Origin of the sequence: Ochrobactrum sp. 19YEA23, from assembly GCF_029909865.1 — a bacterium.
GTDB lineage: Bacteria > Pseudomonadota > Alphaproteobacteria > Rhizobiales > Rhizobiaceae > Brucella > Brucella gambitense.
Map to the genome: position 1 here is coordinate 190628 of NZ_JASAMQ010000003.1, position 25540 is coordinate 216167.

Here is a 25540-nt window from a genome sequence, read left to right on the forward strand (position 1 = left end):
GCTGCGGGCGGATTGGTAAAGCGCGATTGGGAGGAGGAGTATCGCGCTTCAGGTTCGGTTTTTGGGAGGAGGAGTAAAACCGAACAACTGCAAAATAGAACCATGGGCTGATCGGCACAATGACCGATCCTGCAACCGAGATATGCGTATTTTGCAAGGCCCTAAAACTAAACCGCCCCAGCCGCGAATAAACGCGCTAGGGCGGTGAATCTCCGCCAAAGCCCCCAATGGCGAGACGCAAGATCAATAGCATGAGTCGCGCCCGGGTAAACGTTGTCAAGAGCAGATCATCGCAGAAAGACGCGCACTATGTCAAAACGGCAACAATGTGGCGGCGTTCAGTGCAGTTTTTCGGTGTCCAGTCTGGGAAGCGTGGCCAGAACCTCAGGCAATTTCCTCACCTCACATGCCGCGCTGAAATACCAACCCTGCAAATGATCGCATTTCATGTCGCTCAAAAGGTCGATCTGCTCGATGGTTTCGACGCCTTCGGCGGTCACGGTCTTGCCGAGACTATGGGCGATCTGAATGACGCCGCGCACGATGGCGCGGTCTTCCGGCGAGGCGGCGATATTGGCAACGAAGCTGCGGTCGATCTTCAGGCGATCTATCGGCAGGCGGCGTAAATGCGTCAGCGAGGCGAAGCCGGTTCCAAAATCGTCGAGGGCAACTTCTACGCCCGCCATATGAAGCCGTTTGAGACCCTGTTCCACACGTTTCTGCGCGAGGCCGAGCAACATGCCTTCCGTCATCTCTGCGCTGAACCTCTCAGGCCCAATCCCGGTTTCGGCACATAGCTCAAAGAAGCGGTCGAGAAAGATGTCCGAACGGAAATCGGAATTGGTCAGGTTCATCGCAATGCGGTGCAAAGGCGCTTCAGCTTTGACCAATGATTGAACATCGGCAAAAATCCGCTCCAGCATGAACATGCCGAGCGCTGCGCGGATGGCTGGATCTTCGAAGCCTTCTCCGAAATAGGCTGGCGTCAGCAGTCCGCGTTCAGGATGACGCCAGCGCATCAGCGCTTCCAGCGAAAACGCCTGCCCGGAGATCAGTGGGATGATCGGCTGATAATGCAGCTCGAATTCGCCGTGCTCCAACCCGCCTTCAATTTCTTCGTAGAGTGCGGATTTTCGCCGGGCAACTTCACGCAATTGCGGCTGAAAAACCTCCACGCGGTCGCGACCCAGCGCCTTGGCCTTATAGAGCGCGAGATCTGCGGCCTTGAACAGATTGCCAACATCCTTGCCGTCGCGCGGAAATCTGGCAATGCCGAAGCTCGATGATATACGCCGTGGTGTCGAACCGATCACCATGGGCTGGCGAATGGCTTCCAGAATTTCTTCAAACAACATGTCGGCTTCGCAATCTGTCGCGCCGACAAGGATAAGGCTGAATTCATCGCCGCCCATACGTGACATAAACAGCTGGCTGTCTTCGAACGAGCGCAGGCGCTTGCCGATATTTTGAAGCAGAACGTCGCCTGCATGATGCCCGAATGTGTCGTTGACCTCCTTGAAGGAGTCCACATCGAGCAGCGCCAGATGAAATATTCCATTGGAGCGCTCGTGGTCCTGCACCTGCATCTCCAGAAATTCCTGGAAGCGGCGGCGGTTCGGCAGTCCGGTCAGCGGGTCGAGATTGGCAAGCTGGTCGAGATGTTCCTTACTGGTCCGCAAGGCGCTTTCCAGCTCCTTGCGCTCAGAAATATCAAACCGAATGGCAGTGTAGCTATCCACTTTGCCAGCGGGCGACAAATGCGGAACGATGGTCGTATCCACCCAGTAACGCGAACCATCCTTGCGGCGGTTGCAGATCTCGCCGTGCCAGATCTTGCCATGCGCGATATCGCGATACATGTCGCGAAAGAAATCCTTGTTATGGATACCCGAATGCAAGATGCGGTGGTTGGCGCCGATCAACTCGCGGGCCGTATAGCCGCTGATCTCGCAGAACTTGCGATTGACATAGGTGATCGTGCCGCGAACATCCGTGTGGGCGACGATGGCAGCGCTGTCGAGCGCATAGCGTATGAAGTCGTCTTCAAGATCGGGCTGCAAAGGCTTTTGCAGCTTCCGCGCAATCTCTTCGACAGCGTCAGTAAAAGACGATGCCTGTTGTTCCAGAGCGTGCTTCTTTTCCGGCGCCGCTTTTTTCTCGGTCATGCGGTATGTCTCAGCATGGGGGATGTTGCTGCTTAATCATATCAAATTAAGTCCGTATTTTCCAGAATAGAGTATTAATATTTAAAAATGTATAATCATATGAAGAGCTTAAATTGCACGAGCATCCTAGTTTTATTTAAATTCAATTTCAACCTACGGTAATCAATTGTATTTCCAGGTTGCTTCTATGTATGGTTGTTTAATTCATGGTCATTGCAATGCGCCTATTTCCGCAAACGTTCGGCGATACGGGCTCTGTTGATGGCCATCGCTTCGTTGGAAGGCTCCCAATCGCAACACCATTCCGGCGGAATGTCGATCAGCAATTCATGGGTTGCCGTGAATTGGGGTGTGTAGCCTCTAGCCTGCATTTCGGCCACAAGAGAGGCCTGACGCTTCGCCAGAAAACCGAGGCGGGTATAGAAAAACCGGACGTGACCCGTTCCAAGTGTGTAGGCGCGCGGGTTTCTCCGATCTTCGGTGGTTTCGCCACGTAGGATTGCTGCTTTCACAAGGGCGAAAACACGCGGCAACTCCCGGTACTCTGCAACGAGATGCGGCCCGGTCAGCTCCGACGGAGGGATGCAGTTAATACGTGTCAATTCTCAAAATCCGCTCGCCCTGAGATTGAATTTGAGATTCGAATAAGCGAAGTGGGCCTGATGCTCAAGCTAATTTAGTTAGTAATAAGATTAATAGGGCCGGCAATACACAACAAGATAAGCTCTTGAGAATAAATGAAAATGGCGGCAAAGCTGCCGCCATCCCAAATCGGTTATAGGCTCTGTGATCGCTCAATGCGCAATCATGATATGACGCACGGCGGTATAGTCCTCCAGCGCATAGATCGACATGTCCTTGCCATAGCCGGATTGTTTCAATCCGCCATGCGGCATTTCATTGGTCAGCATGAAATGGGTGTTGATCCAGGTGCAGCCATATTGCAGGCGGGCTGCGGCCTGCATGCCCTTGCTGACATCCTTCGTCCAGACCGATGAGGCGAGACCGTAATCGCTGTCGTTAGCCCATTGCACGGCTTCATCGACATCGCTGAATCGCGTGACCGATACAACCGGACCGAAGACTTCGCGGCGCACGATTTCATCATCCTGTGTCGCACCGGCAATAACCGTTGGCTCAAAAAAGAAGCCGTTGGCCCCGGCTGTCTTTCCGCCCGTGGTTATCTCGATATGCTTGTGCTCGCGGGCGCGGGCGACGAAGCTCTCAACGCGATCCCGCTGACGGCGGGAGATGAGCGGTCCGATCTCGTTTTGGCTGTCGTCTTCCAGATTGTAGCGGATGCTGGAAACGGCGGAGGACAAGTCGGCGACGAAACGGTCGTAGATGCGTGCATCGGCATAGATGCGGCAGGCAGCGGTGCAGTCCTGTCCGGCATTGTAATAGCCGAAAGTACGAATACCGTTGACGACGGCTTCAATGTCCGCATCGTCGAAGACGAGGACAGGCGCTTTGCCGCCAAGTTCCAGATGAGTGCGCTTCACGCTCTTGGCTGCCGCCTGCAAGACCTTCTTGCCGGTCGCGACATCGCCCGTGATCGACACCATGTCGATACGCGGATGATTGATCAGCGCGTTGCCCACGGTTTCGCCGCGTCCCAGCACAATATTGACAACGCCCTCCGGTAGAATATCCGCCAGCAGTTTTGCCATTTTCAGCGCAGTCAGCGGCGTCTGTTCGGACGGTTTGAAAACCACTGTATTGCCACCCGCAATAGCGGGCGCGAGTTTCCATGCCATCATCATCAGTGGATAGTTCCACGGAGCGATGGAGCCGATAATGCCGACCGGATCGCGGCGGATCATCGATGTGTGGTTCGGAAGATATTCGGCGGCAATCGGCCCGTGAAGATTGCGCACTGCGCCAGCAAAGAAGCGATAGCAATCGACGATGGCTGGAATTTCATCATTGATGACAGCATTGATCGGCTTGCCGCAATTGAGCGCTTCCAGTGTGGCGAAGGCTTCCGCATCTCGCTCGATCGCATCCGCAATCTTCAGAAGATAGTTGGAGCGCTCGCCGGGTGTGGTGCGCGACCAGGTCTTGAACGCCTTGTCGGCAGCGGCCACGGCGGCGTCGATCTGGCCGAGCGAGGCTTCCGGCAGCTTGAGAACGGTCTCGCCGGTCTTGGGATTGAGGACGTTTTCCTCGACCTCTGTGCCAGCTTCAAAGCGTGAGCCAATCAGCATTTCGGTGTTCATGTCGTTCTCCCTTTTTTCATTTCCCGTGACCGGCGACCTGATCGCCATCGCGGGTGAGATAGTAGGCGGCGAGGATGGGCAGGAAGGTCACCAGCACCACAACCATGGCCACCACATTGGTGACGGGGCGCTGGCGTGGCCGGATCAGTTCCTGAAGCATCCAGATCGGCAGGGTCATCTGCTGGCCGCCGGTAAATGTGGTGACTATCACCTCGTCAAAAGACAGTGCGAAAGCGAGCATCCCGCCTGCAAGCAATGCGGTCCCGATATTGGGCAGGATCACATAGCGGAAGGTCTGAAATCCGTTTGCGCCAAGGTCCATCGAGGCTTCGATCAGCGAACCCGACGTGCGCCGGAAGCGGGCCACAGCATTGTTGTAGACGACCACCACGCAGAAGGTCGCGTGACCGAGCACGATGGTCCACATCGAAAACGGAATGTCGAACAGTGAGAAAGCCGAGCGCAGGGCGATGCCGGTGACAACGCCGGGCAGCGCGATGGGTAGGATGACCAGTAGTGAAATGCTTTCACGTCCGAAGAAGTGAGTTCGACTGACGGCAGCAGCACAAAGTGTCCCGAGCACCAGCGCGATCATGGTGGCAATCGTGGCCACCTGCACGGAGAGCGCAAGCGACGACCACACATCGGCCCGGTTCCATGTCACTGCAAACCATTGCAGTGTGAAGCCCGGCGGCGGCCATTGATAGCTCTTTTCTTCCGTGGTGAAGGCATAGACGAAGATGAGCAGGATCGGCAGATGCAGGAAGGCGAGGCCCAGCCCGGCAGCAAGCTTCAATCCGAAAGAAGCACGGTTGTTGCGATCAGAGCGCATCGAAAGCCCCCTGTTTCTTGGCGATCCAGAGATAGATGGCCATGATGACGATCGGCACGACGGAGAAGGCGGCGGCGAGCGGCACATTGCCTGCCGTCCCCTGCTGGGTATAGACAGCCTGCCCGATGAATAGGCGCGACGAGCCGATGATCTGCGGAATGATGTAATCGCCGAGCGTCAGCGAAAAGGTGAAGATCGATCCGGCGATGATGCCCGGCATGGCGAGCGGCATCAGCACGGTTCGGAAAGTTTGTGCAGGCGTTGCGCCGAGGTCGGACGAGGCTTCCACCAGATTGCCCGGCACACGCTCCAGCGCGGCCTGTGTCGGCAGGATCATATAGGGCAGCCAGATATAGACGAAGACGATGAAGGTCCCGAGATAGCTGACTGACAGGGAGTTGCCGCCGACGACTGGCAGGGACAGAACGCCGTCGAGCAACCAGGACAGATGCAGTTTCGCGAAGATCCAGGTCAGGATGCCTTCCTTTGCGAGGATCAGCTTCCATGCATAGACCTTAACCAGATAGCTCGACCAGAGTGGCAGCATTATGCCGAGATAGAACAACGCCTTCCAGCGGCCGCGTGCATAGCGGGCGGCGTAATAGGCGATGGGGAAGGCGACGAAAGCAGAGGCAATTGTCACCAGCGCGGCCATTGATACGGTGCGGATGATGATGTCGAGATTGGCGGAGTTTAAGAGCTGCGCATAGGTTGCGAGCGTGAAATTATAGTCGATCAGCCCGGAGAAATCATCGACCGAGAAGAAGCTCTGCAAGAGCAGCGCGATCAGCGAGCCGATATAGATGATGCCAAGCCACAAAAGCGGCGGCGTGAGCATGAGAAACAGAAGCAATCCCGGACGACGCCAGAACAGGTCGGAGAGGCGACCGAGTATCCCGCCGCGCTGCGGCATGATGGAGGCCGGATTTGCCCCGGGATTTGCTCCGGAGTTTCCGAGTGTGGAAGCCTGCGCGCCGCTCATGCTGCCTGATCCATGTAATGAACGTCACCCGGATTCCAGACGATACGGATATCGGAACCGTTCTCGGGAACACTTGCGCCAGCAGGCAGCATGACATGCAGTCTGGCACCTTCAGCTTCCACACCGAGACGCGTGGCGGAGCCAAGGAAACTGGCGGTTTCGATCCGCGCTGCAACGCCGACTTTCTCGCTTTTGTCTGCGAGGCGAATGGATTCCGGTCGAAGGCTGGCCCAGCGGCGCTCGCCGCCAAATGCGGCCATGATTTCTGGCGCGACGACATTGGATGAGCCGACGAAATCCGCAACGAAGCGGGTTTGCGGGCGATTATAGATTTCCTGCGGTGTTCCGGCCTGAACGATGCGGCCATTGTTGAAGACCGCGATGCGGTCAGCCATGGAAAGCGCTTCGCCCTGATCGTGCGTCACGAAAACGAAGGTGATGCCCAGCGCCTTTTGCAGGCTCTTCAGCTCTTCCTGCATCTGCTCGCGCAATTTGAGGTCGAGCGCGCCGAGCGGCTCATCAAGCAGCAGCACTTTCGGTTTGTTGACGAGGGCGCGCGCCAGTGCAACGCGCTGCCGCTGCCCACCTGAAAGCTGACTGGGCTTGCGGCCGCCATAGCCGGGCAGCTTGACCAGTTCCAGCATCTCCTCGGCGGAACGGTGGCGCTCGGCCTTGCCAGCGCCGCGCACCATCAGCCCATAGGCCACATTGTCCAGAATGCTGAGATGAGGAAACAGCGCGTAATCCTGAAACACCGTGTTGACGTTGCGCCGATAGGGCGGCACGCCGCCAGCGCTTTCGCCAAAGATCTCTATTCTGCCGTCGGTCGGCTGTTCGAAACCCGCGATCAACCGCAGGCAGGTCGTCTTGCCGGAACCGGAAGGGCCGAGCATGGCAAAGAACTCGCCGGACGCGATGGTCAGGTTAACGTGATCGACGGCCCGGACTTCGCCGAAGTGCCGGCTCACATTTTCAAAACGAACTGCTGCTGTCATGGTTCTACCCATCATGGAGAGCGCCAGCATCTGTTTGGCGTGCGGGCGCGTCTGTCCGTTCCCTTCCTTCAGCTGAAGGAAGGGCAATCTTCGTGCTTACGATAGTCGATGTCAGCGACCGCCAATGACGCCGATATAATCCGACACCCAGCGATGGTAGGGCACGCATTCGCCCTGGCTTTCGCATTTGGCAGTCGGTGTGCGCCAGAAGCTGATCTTCGCAAAATTGTCGTAGCCGTTGGTCGCGCAGCCTTCGTCGGTCATGAGCGCATTGCCCTTACAGGCTGCCGGAACGGACGGCACTGCGCCAAACCATGCTGCGGCGTCGCCTTGCACTTTCGGCTTTAGCGAATGTTCGAACCACTTATAGGCGCAGTTGGGGTGCTCGCTATCCACGTGCAGCATGGTGGTGTCCGCCCAGCCAGTCGCACCTTCCTCGGGGAAGGTCGAGCCAACCTTGGCATTTTCCGACTTAAGAAGATTGACCTGGAACGGCCAGGAACCGGAAGCCACGACGCCTTCATTCTTGAAGTCATCGATCTGGATCATGGCGTCGTGCCAGTAACGGCTGACGAGCTTGCGCTGCCCGCGCAGGAGATCGAGCGCCGCCTTGTACTGGTCTTCGTTGAGTTCATACGGGTTCTTGATGCCAAGTTCGGGCTTGTGCTTCATGAGATAAAGCGCTGCATCGGCGATATAAATCGGCCCGTCATAGGCCTGTACACGGCCCTTGTTGGACTTGCCGTCCGGCAAGGTCTGTTCTTCGAACACAACGTTCCAACTCTTCGGCGCTTCGCCCTTGAAGACGTCGGTATTGTACATCAGCACGTTCGGGCCCCAGAGATAGGGCACGCCGTAATGTACGTCCTTCACGGTGAACCACGGCGCATTCTGCAGCCGCTCGTCCACAGTTTTCCAGCTTGGAATGAGGTCGGTATTGATGGGCTGCACGCGCTTGCCAGCCACGAGACGAAGCGAGGCATCGCCAGACGCGGTGACGAGGTCGAAGCCGCCTTCATTCATCAACGCCACCATTTCGTCGGAGGTGGCGGCGGTCTTCACGCTGACCTTGCAGCCGGTTTCTTTCTCGAAATCCGTGACCCAGTCGTAATTTTTGTCGGTTTCACCGCGTTCGATATAGCCCGCCCAGGCCACGATGCTCAGCGCGCCTTCACCTTCGCCAATCGCTTTCAGCGGTTCGGCGGCAATGGCCTGCGTGGCAAAGCTCGCGACGGCCATCAAAGCGGTACAGGATTGCAGAAATTTTCTCATCGACCACTCCCGTTTTATTCACATTCAGTGATTTTGTTCCCGGAGCGGATGGTGTGCTGAAACCCTGCCTTTCGCAAATTCATTTATCGGAAAGCTGGTATCGGTTTTTCCGATATCGCGTTCTACCTTAATCTTCCAGAACGAGCCGCTTCCGCAATGCCGATAAAGTCCCGCGCGGATTGGGGCAGGCTGGACCCCTTGCGCCAGGCCATGCCGATCTGAACGACGGGCAGAGATCCTGAAACATCGCGGCTTTCGATCCGGTCGCCTTCCAGCGACCATGGGCGATAGACAAGATCGGGGAGGAGGGCTATTCCCGCACCCGTGGCGACGAGACTTCGCACGGCTTCCACTGAACGCGTGCGGAAAGCCACATGCGGGCGCGCACCGAGAGCGGCCAGAAGTTTGCCGGTGTTTTCCTCGATTTCATCCACGGTTAGCATGATGAGTGGTTCTTTCGCGATATCGCTCACTGAAATGCTGTCGATTGAGACGAGTTCATGACCGAGGGGCAGCCACAGCCGATAGGGCGAGGTTTCGAGAATTTCCGCGTGCAGCGCCATGCGGTCGCGCAGGTTGGAAATGACCATCACGGCCACGTCCAGCTCGCCGCCAACCAGCAAATGTTCCAGATAGGAGCCGTTGTCTTCGATGGCGCTGATTTCGACGCCGGGAAAGGCACGACGATAGCGGGCGAGCAATTCCGACAGGACGTAACCGGCGACCAGCGATGTCACGCCCAGATTGAGCTTGCCCTTTTCCTGGATGCGCTGGTCGGCAAAGGAGCGGCGGGCGTCCGAAACGCCGGTCAGAATCTTCGTAGCGTGGCGCAGAAACTGGTGGCCGTTATGCGTGACTGTCAGGCCACGGGGATGGCGCTCGAAAAGCTCGACATTCAGGTCAGTTTCCAGCTCCTTGATCGCTTCTGTGACCGAGGATTGCGAAATAGACAGCTTTTGCGCCGCACGGGTAACGGACCCTTGCTCCGCGACTGCAACGAAATACTGTAACTGCCTTAATGTAAACGCCATTTAGGCAGTTAACCGTGGCCAGCAAAGGATTGCAAGAGCGGTGGATAGGAACTAAAAGCGGATGATCTGGCCAGCGTTGTATGCTAGTTTTGCAACACTGATGGATGAATAGCTAAAATAAAAATAATTCACTTTCTTATTTTCACCAGTTTGAGTAGTGGCCTGCGCCAATAGCGGTCTTCTTCACCCGCAGTGAACGGTTCGACGACAGATTATGCCTCATTGCAGGCAAGCGTGCCGCCTAACGCGTATAATTGCCCGTTGATGCTCGACCTTTGGTCAGTGAGTGTTGAAAATGAACTATGAAAATCGCGGCGCTGGACACGGCGAGGCCGCAGCGACGACAAGCGATAATGGTCTGCCCAACGATGATACGCGGGCAAATGAGCCTCTGCGCCCTGCGGCGCATTTGATCGCAGACGGCCAGATTCTGACCGGTGCTGATTTCGCCGAACCGGGAAAGCCGGGCGAGCGGCTGGACCTGTTTTTTGAGCAACTGGCAGACAAGTTTTCGGATTCGGTTGCCGTTGTTTCAGACGGGCGCAACTGGACCTATCGGGAACTCGACAATCGCGCCAACCAGTTTGCGCGGCTGTTGATCGAACGCGGTGTTCGTCCGGGCGACCGCATCGGCCTGCTGCTCGACCGTTCCGCCGACACGTATATCGCGCTGCTCGCCGTCATGAAGGCGGGCGCGGCCTATGTGCCGCTGGCAACCGCCTTTCCGGAAGATCGCATGGCCCTCATCATTGAGGATGCCAATGTCCGGCTCGTCATTTCGCTTGAGGCCTATACGGCCCGCGTTGAACAGATGCCCGTGCCGCATGTGCTGATCGATGGATCGGGCGCTGAAATTTCCAGGCAATCGGTCGCACCGCTGGACAAGGCCGCCAGAGCCGCAAACCCTGACCAAATTTGCTATATTCTCTATACGTCAGGAACGACCGGCAGGCCGAAAGGCGTCGCGATCCTGCATCAGAGCTTCTGCAACTTCCTGCGTGTCGCGGCGACGTCCTACGGCTACAAGCCGGGGGACCGTGTTTATCACGGTATGACCATTGCCTTCGACTTCTCGGCGGAAGAATATTGGGTGCCGTTTACAGCAGGTGCGACCGTCGTGCCCGCGCCGGGGCCGATGACGCTGGTTGGCGAAGAACTTGCCGATTTCCTGCGGAAGAATGACATCAACTGCATGGCGTGCAGCCCGACGCTGCTGTCCTCCATCGAAACCGATGTGCCAAAGCTGCGCCTGCTGATGGTGGGTGGCGAAGCTTGTCCGCTCAATCTGGTGACACGCTGGACGAAGCCGAGTCGTCTGCTTCTCAATACTTATGGCCCGACGGAAGCGACCGTCACGGCCACCATGGGCGTTTTGACGCCCGACAAGCCGGTGACAATCGGTGCGCCGCTGCCAACCTATTCAATTGTGATCATCGAGCCGACGGAATCAAAGCTGACCGACCCGGATGAACTGGGCGAAATCGGCATCGCCGGTATTGGCCTCGCTGTCGGTTATCTCAACCGGCAGGATCTGACCGACCAGAAGTTCATTCCCGATTTTATCGGTCTGCCCAACAACCCCTCCGCGCGTATCTACCGCACGGGCGATCTGGGGCGCATCAATGCTGCGGGCGAGATCGAATATCACGGGCGTATCGACACGCAGGTGAAGATTCGCGGCTATCGCATCGAGCTTGGCGAGATCGAAGCCGTTCTGCTCGATCAGCCGGGCGTTGCACAGGCCGCTGTCACCACCTGGGAAATAGAGCCGGGCCGGGTGGAACTGGTGGCCTATTACGCGCCAAAATCCGGCGTGCCGCCGCTGCAGCGCGCCGATATCGCGCGCGAACTGAAGCGCCGTCTGCCGTCCTACATGGTTCCCGCCTATCTCGAAGAGCTGGCGGCCATTCCAATGACGGTCTCCAACAAGGCCGATTTGAAGCGCCTGCCGAAACCGACCAATGTTCGTCTGTCAGCGGAACGGGAAATCGTGCCGCCGAGCAATGACGATCAACGCTTCATGGCGGATGCGCTGGCGGATGTGCTCAATCTGGACGAAGTTTCGGTCGAGGATCATTTCTTCGACGATCTGGGCGCCAATTCCTTGCTGATGGCACGTTTCTGCGCACGCGTGCGCACCGCGCAGGGCTGGGAAACAGCATCGATGCGGGATATCTACCTGCATCCGACCATCGCAAGTCTGGCGACGCATCTCCATGCACCGCAGCAGAAAACAGCAGCCACAGTCGAGCGTCAACTTACCCATAAGGCATCCAATTTCGCTTACTGGGCCTGTGGCGTTGCACAGCTCGCCTTCTACGGGGTCTATGCCTATATCGCGCTGGTTTTCTTCGATGGTGGTCTCGACTGGGTTTACGATGCGCTCGACAACCCGCTTCAGCTCTATTTCCGATGCGTTGTGCTGGCGGCAGCAAGCTTCTTCGCGACGACCGGTTTTGCCATTGTTGCGAAATGGGTGTTGATTGGCCGCTGGAAGACGGAAAGCTTCCCGATCTGGGGCCTGCGTTACTATCGCTTCTGGGTGGTAAAAACGCTGATCCGCACCGCGCCTGTGGTCCTGTTCCGCGGCAATCCGCTCTATAGCCTCTATCTGCGGCTTCTCGGCGCAAAACTTGGCCGCAACACGGCTATTGAATGCCGGGCTATTCCGGTCTGCACGGATCTGATTTCCATTGGTGAGAATTCCATTCTGCGCCGCGAGTCCAATATTCTCGGTTTCAAGGCAGAAAGCGGCTATATCCATACGGGCTCGATCACCATTGGCGATGGCGCTTTTGTGGGCGTCGGTTCTACCATCGATATCGATACCAGGATCGGTAATGGATCGCAGCTTGGCCATGCGTCCTCGTTGCAGCGCGGTCAAAGCATCCCCGATGGTGAACATTGGCATGGGTCGCCTGCAGCGCCGACCACGGCAGATTATTGCAAGGTGCGCAGCATTACCCTGTCCAAAACCCGCCGCATCGTCTTCGAGATCGTGCAGCTTGTCGGACTGTTCATGCTGGTTACGCCGTTCCCGTTCCTGTTCCACAGCTATTGGCAGAATGTCAGCGACGACTATCAGGAAACCATCGGTATCGTGGCCATCGGCACGACCGTCACGCTGTTCGGTGCGCTGGCCGTCGCCTTTATTGCTGCGGTTGCAGTCCCGCGTCTGGCCAGCCTGTTCCTGAAGCCGAACCGCACCTATACGCTCTATGGTTTCCATTACTGGCTTCAGTCGATGGTGGAACTGGCCAGCAATTCGCGCCTTCTCAACCTGCTGTTCGGCGATAGCTCGGCGGTGGTGCACTATATGCGGGCTATCGGCTGGAACCTGAACAAGGTGGTGCAGACCGGCTCCAATTTCGGCACCAACCAGCAGCATGAAAACCCGCTTTTGTGTGAAATCGGCAGCCAGACCATGGTGTCGGATGGTCTGTTCATGATCAACACGCACAAATCGGCAGCTACATTCCGGCTGGAGCACACGAAGGTCGGCGAGCGCAACTATTTCGGCAATAATATCTTCTATCCGTCCGATGGACGGACCGGGGAAAACTGTCTGCTCGGCACCAAGGTCATGGTGCCGATCGAAGGACCGATGCGTGAGAATGTCGGACTTCTGGGTTCGCCTTGCTTCGAAATCCCGCGCATGGTCAATCGTGACAAGGAACTGATTGCCAATATCGACGAGGATGACCGCCTGCGCCGTTTGCGCCGCAAGAACTTTCACAATTTCCGTACCGGACTGATGTTCCTCGCGGAGCAGTGGCTGATGCTGTTTGCCACGCTGGCGATCTGGGACCGCGCGCTGAACTATTATGACGACTGGAAGTACAATGCGCTGTTCGTGGCCGTGGTTCTGACGGCAGGCATTGCGATACCGTTTTATATCTTCATTGAACGGCTTTCGCTGGGCTTCGGAAAACTGAAGCCACGCATGACAACGATCTATGATGAAGCCTTCTGGCGGCATGAGCGCCATTGGAAATTGTCGGATTCGCCGATTACGCAGCTCTTCGCCGGAACGCCATTCCGCCCGATGATCCTGCGCTGCCTCGGTGTGAAGGTCGGTCGCCGCGTCTATGACGGTGGCGCCAATCTGACAGAGCGTTCGCTGGTCGAAATTGGTGATGATGCGACCTTGAATGAAGGTTGCGTGATCCAGCCGCACTCGCTGGAAGAGGGCGCTTTCAAGTCCGACTTCATCCGCATCGGCAATGGTTGCACGCTCGGCCCATCGGCATTTGTCCATTATGGTGTTGTGATGGGTGACGGCTCTATCGTCGATGTCGATTCCTTCGTCATGAAGGGCGAGGTGCTTGAGCCTTATTCAGTCTGGCGTGGCAATCCGGCCAAGCTCAACCGTTTCGTCGTCCCGGTGACGAAGGACGGAACGGTGCTGGCCAATGTCAAGCAGGCGGCGGGTTCTGCCGCTCTTCGTCCGGTGGGGGCTTCCGCTTGACCAATCCCGCCTCAAGCTCCAGTGAGATTAGGCTTCAATCCGTGACGGACGACTTGCGGTCACGGATTGCAGCGCTGGAGCTGGCCCCGGGACAGGAAAACCTTGTCGCGGATAATGCCAGCTCGCTGGAAGAGGCAGATGAAGATGAGGATGCCCGGCCACGCGCTGTTTTTGCAGGCGACGAGCTGGTCGGTTTCCTCATGTATGATGCGACGAGCGATGGCGACAATGCGCAGATCTATCGCTTCATGATTGACCGCGCTTTTCAGGGGCGCGGTTACGGAAAGGCCGCATTGCAGCTGGTTCTGGCCGAGATAAAGGCGCTGGGTCACATTCACCGCGTTTCTATCTGTTACGAGCCGGAAAACGAAGGCGCGCGCCAACTTTATGCCAAGGCGGGCTTTGTTGAAGACGGTCTCGACGAAGACGGCGAGATGATCGCCCATCTCGATCTTCGCGGTTGAGACAACCGATATGGCAGAAGCTAAGCCCGCCTTTTCCGAAATATCGCTTTTGGAAAATGCGCTGAACGAAGCCATGCGCGCCGTTGCGCCAAGGGGCATTTCAACCGCTTGCCGGGTCATTCGGGACGGGGACGATAACCGGCTGCTGGCCGATGAGAACGCGACACTTCCGGCACGAAATCCGGTTCGTCGTCGCGCCAGCGGCGCAGCACGCATTGCCGCGCGGGAATTGCTTAAAACATATGGCAAAGATGACTTTGCGATTTTGCGCGGCGCTTCGGGCGAGCCAATCTGGCCGTCGGGCATTGTCGGCTCCCTCGCTCATGATGACGATATGGCTGTTGCTGCTGTGGCAAGCAGCGCCGTTTTTCTCTCAGTCGGGATTGATGTGGAACCGGCTATTGCGCTGCCGGAGGATATTGCCGCGTTGGTGAAACAGCCGGGCGACCGGTTACCAGAGGGCACAGCCGATACAGATCGTATTCTGTTTTGCGCCAAGGAGGCGGTCTATAAGGCCGTCTATCCGCTGGACCGCGTGATACTGAACTATGACGACATCATCGTCGATCTTCAGCAAGGCCATGCGCGCACCACAACGGACAGAAATGTCCGGGTTGTTTTTTGCAGCGCGCCGAAAATTATAGTGCTGGCCTATCTCTAAAAAGCATCGAAGGCCGGAACCTGGCGGGCTTCCGGCCTTCGACATGTGTGGAGATGTATCAGGAATGAGCTGATACGAACTCCGACATTCTGACGATCAGGAAGGTGCCGACCGTGGCGCCAGCGTCCTGAAGACCAATGGTCTTTTCCTGGAAGGCAGCAGCCTTGCCATGCTGGGCAACCAGAGATTTGGTTGCTTCCAGTGCGTCTTCGGCAGCCTTTGCCGTCGCGGCCAGTGCGTCGGGCAGGGAAGCTCCGGCAGCAGCCTGAGCTTCAAGCGTGACAGCAATCGGGTCGAGGACGTCGAGCAGAGTCTTGTCGCCAACCTTGGCCTTGCCCCGTTCGGCAACACCGTCGCGATAGGCGCGCCAGAAGGCGGCCATTTCGGCAGTGCCAATCGCGTCAACGCCTTCACAGGCCTTGCTTGCACGCAGGAAACCCGTTGCCGTCAGTGTGCCCATGGTGGACGGAGCGACGCGGGCCATGGTAGCGCCAGCCAGACGCAGCAGCTTGGCAATGCCAGCAGCTTCGCCTTCTTCGGCGGTTGCTTCAGCAGCGGCTGCGAAGGCCTTGCTCATAGTGATACCGAGATCGCTATCACCAACCTTGCCGTCGAGCGAGATCAGGAATTCGCGCTGTTCTGCGAAGAGCTGCTTCCAGCTGTCGAACAGATTGATGAGATCAGAAGCCTTGATGGAGTTCATGGCGTCACCTCAACCGGCAATGTGCTTGAAGAACGGCGTGTTCGCCGAAGCAGCGATAAGCGGCTCCAGTTCGTCGTCGAGATGCAGCACGGAGATCGAAGCGCCAGCCATTTCCATGGCGGTGGCGAATTCGCCGATCCAGATGTGCTTTACCTTGACGCCACGCTCGTCGAAGAGCTGCGCAACGCGGCGGAACATGATGTAAAGTTCTTCCAGCGGCGTGCCGCCGAGACCGTTCAGGAGAACGGCAACTTCATCGCCCTTGGCATAATCCTGCTCGGCGAAGATGCGGCCCAGAAGCTGATCGACAACGGAGTCAGCCGGAGCAAGCTTGGTACGGCTGATGCCCGGTTCGCCATGGATACCCATGCCGATTTCCATTTCATCGTCGCCGATGGAGAAGGTCGCGTGGCCGATTTCCGGCACAACGCAGCTCGACAGGGCAACGCCCATCGTGCGGGTGCGCAGGCGAGCCTTGTCGGCGAGACGCGTTACTTCATCGAGAGACAGGCCGTTGGCTGCTGCTGCACCGGCTGCCTTGTAGATGAAGAAAATGCCTGCAACGCCGCGGCGCTTGTGCTCTTCACCAACAACCGACGAGGCAACGTCGTCATTGCCGACTACCTGCTTGACGGTGATGCCGTCGAGATCGGCCAGTTCGGCAGCCATGTCGAAATTGATGATGTCGCCCGTGTAGTTGCCATAGATGTAGAGCACGCCTGCGCCCTGATCGATGGCCTTGGTGACCTGATACATCTGTTCAGCACTTGGCGACTGGAACACACCGCCAACGGCTGCGCCGTCGATCATGTTCTCGCCGATATAGCCGAGGAAGGTCGGCAGATGGCCCGAGCCGCCGCCGGTTGCGATGCCGACCTTGCCAGCCTTCGGCTTGGCAGTGACCATGCAGCGCCTGTCGTCGTTGACAAAGGTCAGTTCGGGATGGGCCCGATAGATGCCTTCCAGCATCTCATCAACGAAATTGACTGGATCGTTCAGGAACTTCTTCATGATTTCCTCTTGAGATTATCGGGTTATTTCTTGCGTTGCTGGGTGACGAAGAAGGCGGCGGCCAGAAGAATGAAGCAGCCGACGACGAGACGCTGCCACGTGCTGGGAATACCGACCAGAACCAGAACGCTGTTGATGACGGTGATGAGCAGAACACCCAGAATGGTGCCGAAAACGCTGCCCGTGCCGCCGGTAATACGTGCGCCACCCAGAACCACAGCGGCAATGACGCTGATTTCGGTTCCGACAAAGTCGAATGGGCTCGACTGACGGTTGGCGCAAACATGGATGATGCCTGCGAGACCGGCAAGACCGCCGGCATATCCGAACAGGAACAGATGGATTGTGCGCAGATTATAGCCAAGGCGGCTTGCAATCTGGCTGTTGCCGCCCATGGCGAAAATGGCGCGGCCCATCAATGTGCGGTTCAAGATCCACCAGGTCAGGATCGCGGCCACAGGCAGGATCAGGAAGTAGAACGGCATGGTGATGGTTGCGCCGTTGGCGGATTCGAACTGGAACAGGGGCAGGCGGCCAAAAGCGCCCATCGTTGGCGGCAGCGACATGATCCAGACCGTGCCGACAAAAGCCAGCAGGAAGCCACGGAACAGATATTGCGTGCCGATGGTGACGATCAGCGACGGTACTTTCAGACTGTGCACGAGAACGCCGTTGATCAGGCCGAGAAAGACACCGCCGGCAATCGCCATCAGTATGACGAAGACGATGGGAAGCGTCGGCATATAGGCCTGTACCAGCAAGGTCAGCGAATAGACCGTACAGGCGGCAATGGCCGTGAACGATACATCGATGCCGCCAGCAGCGAGAATGATGAAGACGCCAAGCGCGAAAAGGCCCATCACGACGCTGGCGCGACCGATATCGATCAGCGTCGAAGCCTGCAGGAATGCAGGATTGACAATCGACACGATCACGCAGATCGCGACCAGAAGGAAGAAGGTGATGGATTCAGGGCGCCTGCGAATGAAGTCACCCAGCTTGAAGGACCGGGTCTGGCCCAGTTCCGGCTGATACTGCGACACGCTCATTGCGGTAGCTCCTTTTGCGACGACATCATGGCTTGGTAGAGCTGGTCTTCCGTCGCCTCGGCGGCGTCAAATTCCTTGACGATGCTTCCCGCATTCATGACGAGAATGCGGTCAGCGTTTTGCAGCAGTTCGGGCAGGTCATCGCTGACGATGATGAGGCCCATGCCGGCTTCGGCCAGTGTCTGGATGGCGCGATAGATCGTATCCTTCGATCCGACATCGACGCCGACAGTCGGGCCGTGCAGCACGAGGAGCTTCGGGCCGATGCTGAGCCAGCGACCGATGAGAACGCGCTGCTGATTGCCGCCCGAAAGAGCGCCGACCGGCAGATCCAGGTTCTTGGTATTGAGGCGCATCTGCTCCATCAGCGAGGCTGCGATTTCGCGGCCCTTTTTCTGATTGATGATGCCGAGGCTGTTGCTGAGACGCGTGAGGATCAACGCGACTTCGTTTTCGAAAATCGACTTGTCGAGGAAAAGCCCCTCAGCCAGACGGTCTTCCGGCACGTAACCGATGCCCAGTTCAATGGCTTCGGCAGGGCTTTTGACGTTGATCTTGCGGCCTTCGAGCGTGATCGCACCGTTGGATGCCGGATCAACGCCGGTGATCGCCATCGCCAGCTCGTTGCGGCCTGAATCGGCAAGACCCGTAATGCCGAGCACTTCACCTTTGCGGAGCGTCAGATTGATATTCTTGAAATCCGGCGACGACAGCCCGTCCAGTTTCAGCAGCTCTGCCTCGCCCGGCGTGCCGGTGCGATAGCGTTCGGCGTCGATCTCACGGCCGATCATCAGCTCGGAAAGCTGCTTCTTGGTGTAGTTCTCAATCGGGCCCTGCGCCACACACTGGCCATCGCGGAACACGACGGCGTTACCACCGATGCGGTAGCATTCGTCGAGCTTGTGGGTCACGAAGAGGACGGCAACATTGTCTGCACGCAGACGATTGACGACTTCGATGAGGTTATCGACTTCGCGGCGCGTCAGTGACGTGGTCGGCTCATCCATGATGACCAGCTTGGCGCTCGTCGCGATCGCACGGGAAATGGCGACCAGCTGGCGCATGGCAAGCGGAAGTTCGGAAACGATGGTGTTCAGGAAGGCGCGATCCGTCGGCAGGCCGACAGTGCTCAGCGCACGTTCCGCTGTTTGGCGCAGCTTGGTGCGGTCGAAGCGGCGCAACAGCTTGCCATTGCCTTCGACGAGCTGCTGATTAAGCGCTACATTTTCGGCAACCGTGAGGTTGGGGATCAGAGAAAGATCCTGATAGACGGTCTCGATGCCCGCAGCCAGCGACTGGATCGGATCGAGTTCTTTATAGGTCTTGCCATTGAGAACAATTTCACCCTCGCTCGGACCATGCGCGCCGGACATGATCTTGATGACGGTGCTCTTGCCGCATCCATTTTCGCCGAGAAGGTGATAAGCCTCTCCGAGATTGAGCGTGAGGTCGATGCCGCGCAAAGCATGCACGCCGCCAAACCGCTTGTGGATGTTGCGCAATTCGAGAAAACGCTCCGGTGTCCGGCCGTTTTCCGTCTTATTGTTCATCGTAGTTGACACGTTAATTCCTCTGCCACAGTGCATCATCGCGCTTGCGCGCAACGGTTCCGCTGTCGGCTGGTTGGCGGCAAAATCAACCGGGGTTAGTTGCCCGGATGCTTTCCATTCGCGGAAAGCACCCGAGGCCTTGACGCTGGGAGGCGATGGTGAACGGAATTGTCGCCACCCGCAGTCGGATCTTCTAAGGCTTCTTAGAACAGGTGTTCCTTGTAGGAATCCTTGTCGGCAATAACCATGCCGTTGCCGATGACGAGGAGGCCTTCGCCTGCACCCTTCTTCACGGAAACCTTGTTGTAGCCTTCAACGCCGAGGTCGATACCGTCCTTGACTTCCTTCTTTTCCAGAAGAAGCTTGGCAACAGCATTCATCGCCATGCCAGCCTTCTGCGGATCCCAGAAGCCGATAGCCGTGATCGCGCCGGATTCCAGAAGATCAGCCGATGGGTTCGGAAGGCCGGTGCCGACGAGGCAGACCTTGCCGCTCAGACCGGCTTCATCGATCGCGCGGCCAATGCCGAGAACGTCGTTGCCAGCCGAGCTCTGGAAACCCTTCAGGTCAGGATGCTTGCGCAGGATTTCCTTGGCCTTTTCGTAGGTGCCGTTGGCATCGTCGAAGGATTCGTTGTTCGGGTCGACAAGCTGCATGTCCGGATACTGCTTGGCGTTTTCTTCAGCCGAGCCAACCCACTGCATATGCGTACGGCTGCCGAGCGAGCCGACGAAGGTCGTCCACTTGCCGCTCTTGCCCATGCACTGTGCCAGGCGTTCGTTCAGGGCTTTGCCATAGTCGGCATTGTCGAAGGCTTCGACGTCAGCCATGGTGTTGATCTGGTTGTCGGCTTCGTGGGTCACCACAACGATGCCGCGTTCGATAGCGCGCTTGAACGTGCCTTCGAGAACAGCCGGGTCCATTGGAACGACGGCAAGCGCGTTGACGCCCTTGGCGACCAGATCCTGAACGATCTGAAGCTGCTGTGCCGCGTCGGACGTCGCCGGGCCGCTCTGGGTTGCAACCACATCCGGATTGGCCTTCTGGAAGGCTTCAACGCCGGTGTTCATGCGGTCGAACCACGGAATACCGCTGATCTTGACAACGGTTGCGATGACCGGCTTTTCCTGCGCGGCCAGGGTGCCTGCGCCGCCTGCAAGGGCAGTGGCAGCAATGAGCGTTCCAGCGAGCAGCTTCTTCGTCTTGGCTTTCATGATTTCCTCCTCAGTGAGAGTCCCTCAGTATTACGGTTTGGTGCTTGAGGGTTGAGCACCAATTGGTGCCTTGTTGCTATTGCCCAAGGTAAAGAAACTGGCGACGTCGTACCGTCCGACAGCGAGGAATGCGAGCAGCAGCAGGCCCCAGGCAAAGTCGCGGACAAAGTTGGACAATCCACCGAAATTCAGCAGGCTCGACATGAGCTGCAAGGCGATGGCGCTCAGCACCACGCAGATGATTCGACCATAACCACCTTCCGGCTTCACACCGGCCATGACGGCGATGAGAATGGCCACCAGCAGATAGGAGCTGCCGTAATCATATTTCACGTTGACGTTGCGTGCGGCGATGATCACGCCTGCAATGCCAGCCAGAAGACCGCTCGTTGCATAGGTTGCGATCAGAACGCGGGCGCGCGGGAAACCAGCGAAGACAGCTGCCTTCGGATTGGTGCCCATTAGCATCAGCCATGCGCCGAAAGGCGTGAACCGAACCACAGCGCCGATCAGAAGAGCGACCGCCAGAAAAATCAGGAAGCTGATCGGTACGGCCAGAAACATGTCATTGCCGATGCGCGACAGAAGGTCGGGGCTGCCGACCATCACGGCGCGCCCTTCCGAAACCACAACAGCAAGACCCATGAAGGCCATCTGCGTGCCGAGCGTACAGAGAATGGGTGTGATGTTGAAACGCGCGATCAGGATGCCGTTGATAATACCGCCTGCAAGGCCAACGAGCAGCGCCAGCACGATGAATGCTACGCTAAAGGCGAGCGGGTTCACGGAGGCGGACACGAAGGACGATGCGATAACCGCCGCAACCACGCCCGCCAGATTGGCAAGTGCGATGCCCGACAGATCGATGCCGCCGTTGCCGGCACACATGGCCAGCATCACGCCAATGGCGAGAAGGCCGATTTCAGGAATCTGGCCAGCCATCGACTGCAGGTTGAACAGGGAGAGAAAAGACCCGCCGGAGATGTACGCGCCAAGCGCGAGCAATCCCACATTAATGACAACAAGCATGGCAAGCGGGTTGCTTGTCCTCTGCATGGTCTCCTCCTACAGCGTTTACTAAACAAAAAAATATTTCACTAAACCTATTGCCTTGATATTGGCGCTGTCAAGCGGAGCCTGCTTAAATTTTGGTTGATTTTCGCAGGTTTTCAGCTTAATCGTTTTAAAAACACGGCAGTTATGTTTACTAAACAAATAGTGTTTTATCGCCGTGCTTTCTGAGTGGCGTGATGCAGATTTCCGAATAAGATACGCAGTAGAAGAGGAATCCAGCCTGTCATTCTGGCACTGCTGAAGCGGGCCAGTCGGGTGGGCGAGGCCTGAACGGGCCAAGAAGGGGAATGACGTGCTGATGACGGCAGCCGTGCGGAGCGTATGAAAAAGAAGAAATCTTTTACGATCAGGGATATTGCCGAGAACGCGGGTGTTTCACCGGCCACGGTTTCGCTTGTGCTCAATGGCAAGGGCGAGATTTCCGGCGAGACCCGGGCGCGTGTTCTGGAGGCTGTGTCGAGGCTGAACTACGTGCCACGCGTCGCCAAGACCGGCAATGGCACGACCGGACCGGGTGAAACCATCCGGTTCCTGAAGATTTCCAAACATGGCGGCACGGTCAATCGCGATCACAGTGTCTTCGTTTCAGACTATATCGACGGCATGTCGTCGGAAGCGTCCCGCCGCAACTACACGCTGGAAGTCGCCAGTTTTGAAGGGCAGCCGGTCAGTGCTGTGGCGGAATCGCTTGCAGGCGCGCCGGTTCGGGGCGTTATTGCGCTCGGCACCGAATTATCGGCGGTCGATATCCATATGATTCAGGGCATGGGCCTGCCCACTGTCTTCATCGATACGTTCTACGATGTCGTGGAGGCCAACTTTGTGGACATGAACAATGAAGATGCTGTCTTCAAGGTCTTGTCGCACTTCAAGCAGTCCGGCTTTTCCCGTATCGGCTTTGTCGCCAGTCCTACCGAGACGATGAACTTCCGTCTGCGCCGCGAAGCCTATGTGAAGAATATGCAGCGACTCAACCTCAAGGTTCAGCCTGACGATATTCTGTCGGTCGAATCGACCTATGAAGGTGCGTATCGCGATACGCGGGAATTACTGAAGGCCGGGCACGATCTGGCGGAATGCTATTTCTGCACCAATGACATCATCGCCTATGGCTTCATCCGGGCGCTGAAGGAAAGCGGCGTGCGCATTCCCGAAGATGTTTCGGTGATCGGCTTTGACAATCTGCCGCAAAGCGCCACCATGGAGCCTATGCTGACCACGGTTGACGTTTCCAAGCGCAAGATCGGTAATGTCGCGGTGTCGATACTGGACGATCTGATCAATGCGGCTGACAAGCAGCCCGCAGTCAAGGTGCTCGTCGGCGCTGACCTTGTGGTCAGGCAGAGCGATTCGGTTCTGTCATCCCGCAAAAAGAAGCGGCCTCAGCTGGAAGACGCCGGCGAATAACGCCACTGGAGCAGTTTCGGCTAACGCAGAATCGTGAAGCTGCTCTATCAGTTTATTTTGACGCATTATCCAACGCAAAACCGCTGCGCACTTTTGCTGGAAATGCTCTATTCCTGAAGAAGCGTTGCGATCCGTTGCAGGATCAGCGCGCTGGCATCCATGATGTCCTTGACGAGTGCAGCTTCTGCTGTCTTCCCGTCGCGCGCCTCAATCGCCTTCATCACATCGTAGTGGTCTTCGATCATCAGGCGTCCGCCCTGTTCGTAAACGCCCGCAATCAGCGGTCCCATCTGTAGCCAGAGCGTGTTCTGTATAGTCGCCAGCGCGGGCATTTTTGCGATTTCTGCAAATGCGGAATGGAACAGCTGGTTGCATTCCAGCGCGTCCTGCCAGCGCTGTTCTTTCAGCGCGCTTTCATTGTCATTGATGATAGACCAGAGCCGGGCAATATCTTCAGGTGTCGCTTCAGTCGCGGCGCGGCTGACTGCCAACCCTTCCAACCGCACGCGAATGTCGCGTATCTCGCAATAGCGTTCCGGCGTCAGGATCGGCACACGCACGTCACGCGGTGTTTTCTGGATGAGCGCATTGTCCTGAATAAGCCGCAGGATGGCATCGCGAACCGGTGTGACCGATGTTCCGAGCGAAGCCGCCAGTTCTCGAATTGTGAGTCGTGTGCCAGGGGCGAACCTGCCACGCATCAAGGCTTCCGAGAGCTTGCGATAGACGATGTCACCCAGATTCTCGTGCTCGACCGCCTGAAGTTCAGCAATATCGCGCATATGGCCTTTCTCTCCCCGGAAACGGTCCTGGTTCACTTGTCTAGCACATTTGAAGTTTGATGCATCAAATACGTTGCGCCGTGATTGTTTTGTTTATAGCTTCCTCATAATGACCAGTGGTTTTCTGTAACTCGGTACTTGCAGAGTAAAAAATGCCATCAATGATGGCGTCTACGATGAGGAAACTGAAAGCTGCTCGGCTCGGTTTTAAAAGGGGAATTCAGATGACCAGACAGCCCAACTCCGTTGAAGCCCGCGATATCGCCTATCATTTCCATTCCAATACCAATGCGCGCCGTCACGAAGAGATCGGCCCAGTGGTGATTGAAAAGGGCGATGGCATCTACGTCGAAGACAATAACGGCAAGCGTTATATCGAGGCGATGGCAGGCCTTTGGAGTGTCGGCGTCGGCTTTTCGGAAAAGCGTCTGGCTGATGCAGCGCATAAGCAGATGCTGAAGCTGCCTTACTCGCACACCTTTACGCATCGTTCGCATCCCCCCGTCATCGAACTGGCCGAAAAACTGATCAGCATCGCGCCGGTGCCAATGAGCAAGGTCTATTTCACCAATTCCGGCTCGGAAGCCAACGACACCATCATCAAGATGCTGTGGTTCCGCGCCAATGCCATGGGTCAGCCGCAGCGCACCAAGATCATCGGTCGCAAGCGCGGCTATCATGGCGTGACGATTGCATCGGCAAGCGCCACTGGCCTGCCTGTCAATCACAACTCGTTCAATCTGCCGCTGCCGGGTTTCCTGCACACGACCTGTCCGCATTATTATCGTGATGCACAGCCGGGTGAGACGGTTGAAGAATTCACCACCCGTCTTGCCAAGGAACTGGAAGACATGATCCTCGCCGAAGGACCGGAAACCGTTGCGGCTTTCATCGGCGAACCCGTGATGGGGGCTGGCGGCGTTGTTGTTCCGCCGGAAGGTTATTGGGAAAAGATCCAGGCCGTTCTGCAGAAATACGATATTCTGCTGATCGCTGACGAAGTGATCTGCGGTTTTGGTCGTACCGGCAATATGTTCGGCTCGCAGACCTTCAATATGAAGCCGGATATCATGACGCTGTCGAAGCAGATTTCGTCATCCTATCTGCCGATCTCGGCCTTTATGTTCAACGACCGCGTCTATCAGCCGGTGGCGGATGAAAGCGCGCGCCTTGGTGTATTCGGTCATGGTTATACAGGTTCGGGTCATCCGGTTGCGGCTGCTGTTGCGGTCGAAAACCTCAAGATCATCGAAGAGCGTGATCTTGTGACCAATGCTCGTGAAACGGGCGCCTATATGCAAAAGCGCCTGCATGAGCTGGCCGACCATCCGCTGGTTGGCGAAGTGCGTGGCGTTGGCCTGATTGCCGCGCTTGAACTGGTTGGCGACAAGGCAACCAAAGCGCCGCATGAGAAGGTTGGTGCGCTCGGCGGTCTTGCCAATGCGGCGATGTTTGGCAATGGCGTTATCACCCGCAACATGGGCGATGCGATTGCGTTTTGTCCGCCGATGATCATCACGCCTGCGCAGGTGGATGATGTTGTCGCGGCAACCAAGAAGTCGCTGGATGAAGTTGCAGCCTCGATCGGCCGCAGCTGATCTGAAAGCTCCTGCAAAGGACAAACAAAAACCCGCATCAGCGATGATGCGGGTTTTCTTTTT

20 protein-coding genes are annotated in these 25540 nt (G+C 57.1%); 5 read left to right on the forward strand and 15 right to left on the reverse strand.

Annotated features, from left to right (window positions below):
- Window positions 1-338 precede the first annotated feature (338 nt).
- The 8 genes from QBD01_RS09895 to QBD01_RS09930 all read right to left on the reverse strand — a co-directional run bounded on the left by QBD01_RS09895 (window position 339) and on the right by QBD01_RS09930 (window position 9496).
- On the reverse strand, window positions 339-2165 hold the full coding sequence (locus QBD01_RS09895; protein ID WP_280992640.1) for an EAL domain-containing protein: 1827 nt from the start codon (window positions 2163-2165) through the stop codon (window positions 339-341).
- A 224-nt stretch (window positions 2166-2389) separates the two neighbouring features.
- Window positions 2390-2767, reverse strand: a complete 378-nt coding sequence (locus QBD01_RS09900) for a pyrimidine dimer DNA glycosylase/endonuclease V (RefSeq protein ID WP_280992641.1) — start codon at window positions 2765-2767, stop codon at window positions 2390-2392.
- 192 nt (window positions 2768-2959) lie between these two features.
- A complete protein-coding gene (locus QBD01_RS09905; RefSeq protein WP_280992642.1) occupies window positions 2960-4384 on the reverse strand; it encodes a gamma-aminobutyraldehyde dehydrogenase in 1425 nt (474 codons plus the stop codon).
- 16 nt (window positions 4385-4400) lie between these two features.
- Complete coding sequence (locus QBD01_RS09910) at window positions 4401-5216, reverse strand: ABC transporter permease (RefSeq protein ID WP_078339175.1); 816 nt, start codon at window positions 5214-5216, stop codon at window positions 4401-4403.
- Window positions 5206-6129, reverse strand: coding sequence for an ABC transporter permease (locus QBD01_RS09915; protein ID WP_280992869.1), 924 nt, complete (start codon window positions 6127-6129; stop codon window positions 5206-5208). Before QBD01_RS09915 ends, QBD01_RS09910 begins: the two co-directional genes overlap by 11 nt.
- 65 nt (window positions 6130-6194) lie before the next feature.
- Window positions 6195-7193, reverse strand: a complete 999-nt coding sequence (locus tag QBD01_RS09920; RefSeq protein WP_280992643.1) for an ABC transporter ATP-binding protein — start codon at window positions 7191-7193, stop codon at window positions 6195-6197.
- A 111-nt stretch (window positions 7194-7304) separates the two neighbouring features.
- Window positions 7305-8465, reverse strand: coding sequence for an ABC transporter substrate-binding protein (locus tag QBD01_RS09925; RefSeq protein ID WP_280992644.1), 1161 nt, complete (start codon window positions 8463-8465; stop codon window positions 7305-7307).
- A 122-nt stretch (window positions 8466-8587) separates the two neighbouring features.
- Window positions 8588-9496 (reverse strand): LysR family transcriptional regulator, encoded by a 909-nt coding sequence (locus QBD01_RS09930; protein ID WP_182519686.1) that lies wholly within the window; start codon window positions 9494-9496, stop codon window positions 8588-8590.
- Window positions 9497-9791: 295 nt separating this feature from the next.
- Between QBD01_RS09930 and QBD01_RS09935 the strand changes: the two genes are divergently transcribed.
- The 3 genes from QBD01_RS09935 to QBD01_RS09945 are packed head-to-tail and all read left to right on the forward strand — an operon-like array spanning window position 9792 to window position 15089.
- On the forward strand, window positions 9792-13964 hold the full coding sequence (locus tag QBD01_RS09935; protein ID WP_280992645.1) for a Pls/PosA family non-ribosomal peptide synthetase: 4173 nt from the start codon (window positions 9792-9794) through the stop codon (window positions 13962-13964).
- A 41-nt stretch (window positions 13965-14005) separates the two neighbouring features.
- Window positions 14006-14428: a GNAT family N-acetyltransferase gene (locus QBD01_RS09940; RefSeq protein ID WP_280992646.1), complete on the forward strand. Its 423-nt coding sequence runs from the start codon at window positions 14006-14008 to the stop codon at window positions 14426-14428.
- Window positions 14429-14438: 10 nt separating this feature from the next.
- Window positions 14439-15089: a 4'-phosphopantetheinyl transferase superfamily protein gene (locus QBD01_RS09945; RefSeq protein WP_280992647.1), complete on the forward strand. Its 651-nt coding sequence runs from the start codon at window positions 14439-14441 to the stop codon at window positions 15087-15089.
- A gap of 58 nt (window positions 15090-15147) precedes the next feature.
- Here the strand turns inward: QBD01_RS09945 and QBD01_RS09950 are convergent, their stop codons facing one another.
- From QBD01_RS09950 to QBD01_RS09975, 6 genes are all read right to left on the reverse strand, one after another.
- Window positions 15148-15792, reverse strand: coding sequence for a dihydroxyacetone kinase family protein (locus tag QBD01_RS09950; protein ID WP_078339168.1), 645 nt, complete (start codon window positions 15790-15792; stop codon window positions 15148-15150).
- Window positions 15793-15801: 9 nt separating this feature from the next.
- Window positions 15802-16803 carry a dihydroxyacetone kinase subunit DhaK gene (locus QBD01_RS09955; protein WP_280992648.1) on the reverse strand — a complete coding sequence of 334 codons (1002 nt, stop codon included), beginning with the start codon at window positions 16801-16803 and terminating at the stop codon, window positions 15802-15804.
- Window positions 16804-16826: 23 nt separating this feature from the next.
- Complete coding sequence (locus QBD01_RS09960; protein ID WP_280992649.1) at window positions 16827-17852, reverse strand: ABC transporter permease; 1026 nt, start codon at window positions 17850-17852, stop codon at window positions 16827-16829.
- Window positions 17849-19402 (reverse strand): sugar ABC transporter ATP-binding protein, encoded by a 1554-nt coding sequence (locus tag QBD01_RS09965; protein ID WP_280992650.1) that lies wholly within the window; start codon window positions 19400-19402, stop codon window positions 17849-17851. The genes QBD01_RS09960 and QBD01_RS09965 overlap by 4 nt, the downstream gene beginning before the upstream one ends.
- Before the next feature lie 203 nt (window positions 19403-19605).
- Window positions 19606-20616 (reverse strand): substrate-binding domain-containing protein, encoded by a 1011-nt coding sequence (locus tag QBD01_RS09970; protein WP_280992651.1) that lies wholly within the window; start codon window positions 20614-20616, stop codon window positions 19606-19608.
- Window positions 20617-20646: 30 nt separating this feature from the next.
- Window positions 20647-21672 carry an ABC transporter permease gene (locus QBD01_RS09975; protein WP_280992652.1) on the reverse strand — a complete coding sequence of 342 codons (1026 nt, stop codon included), beginning with the start codon at window positions 21670-21672 and terminating at the stop codon, window positions 20647-20649.
- Window positions 21673-22011: 339 nt separating this feature from the next.
- Here QBD01_RS09975 and QBD01_RS09980 point away from each other — a divergent pair, with 339 nt between their 5' ends.
- Complete coding sequence (locus tag QBD01_RS09980) at window positions 22012-23097, forward strand: LacI family DNA-binding transcriptional regulator (protein ID WP_280992653.1); 1086 nt, start codon at window positions 22012-22014, stop codon at window positions 23095-23097.
- A gap of 107 nt (window positions 23098-23204) precedes the next feature.
- Here QBD01_RS09980 and QBD01_RS09985 read toward each other — a convergent pair whose 3' ends face one another.
- A complete protein-coding gene (locus tag QBD01_RS09985; protein WP_280992654.1) occupies window positions 23205-23879 on the reverse strand; it encodes a GntR family transcriptional regulator in 675 nt (224 codons plus the stop codon).
- A gap of 224 nt (window positions 23880-24103) precedes the next feature.
- On the opposite strand from QBD01_RS09985, the gene QBD01_RS09990 reads away from it, so the two are divergent.
- The gene (locus QBD01_RS09990) at window positions 24104-25477 is read left to right on the forward strand and encodes an aspartate aminotransferase family protein (RefSeq protein ID WP_280992655.1); all 1374 of its coding nucleotides are present in this window, start codon (window positions 24104-24106) and stop codon (window positions 25475-25477) included.
- Window positions 25478-25540: the final 63 nt, after the last annotated feature.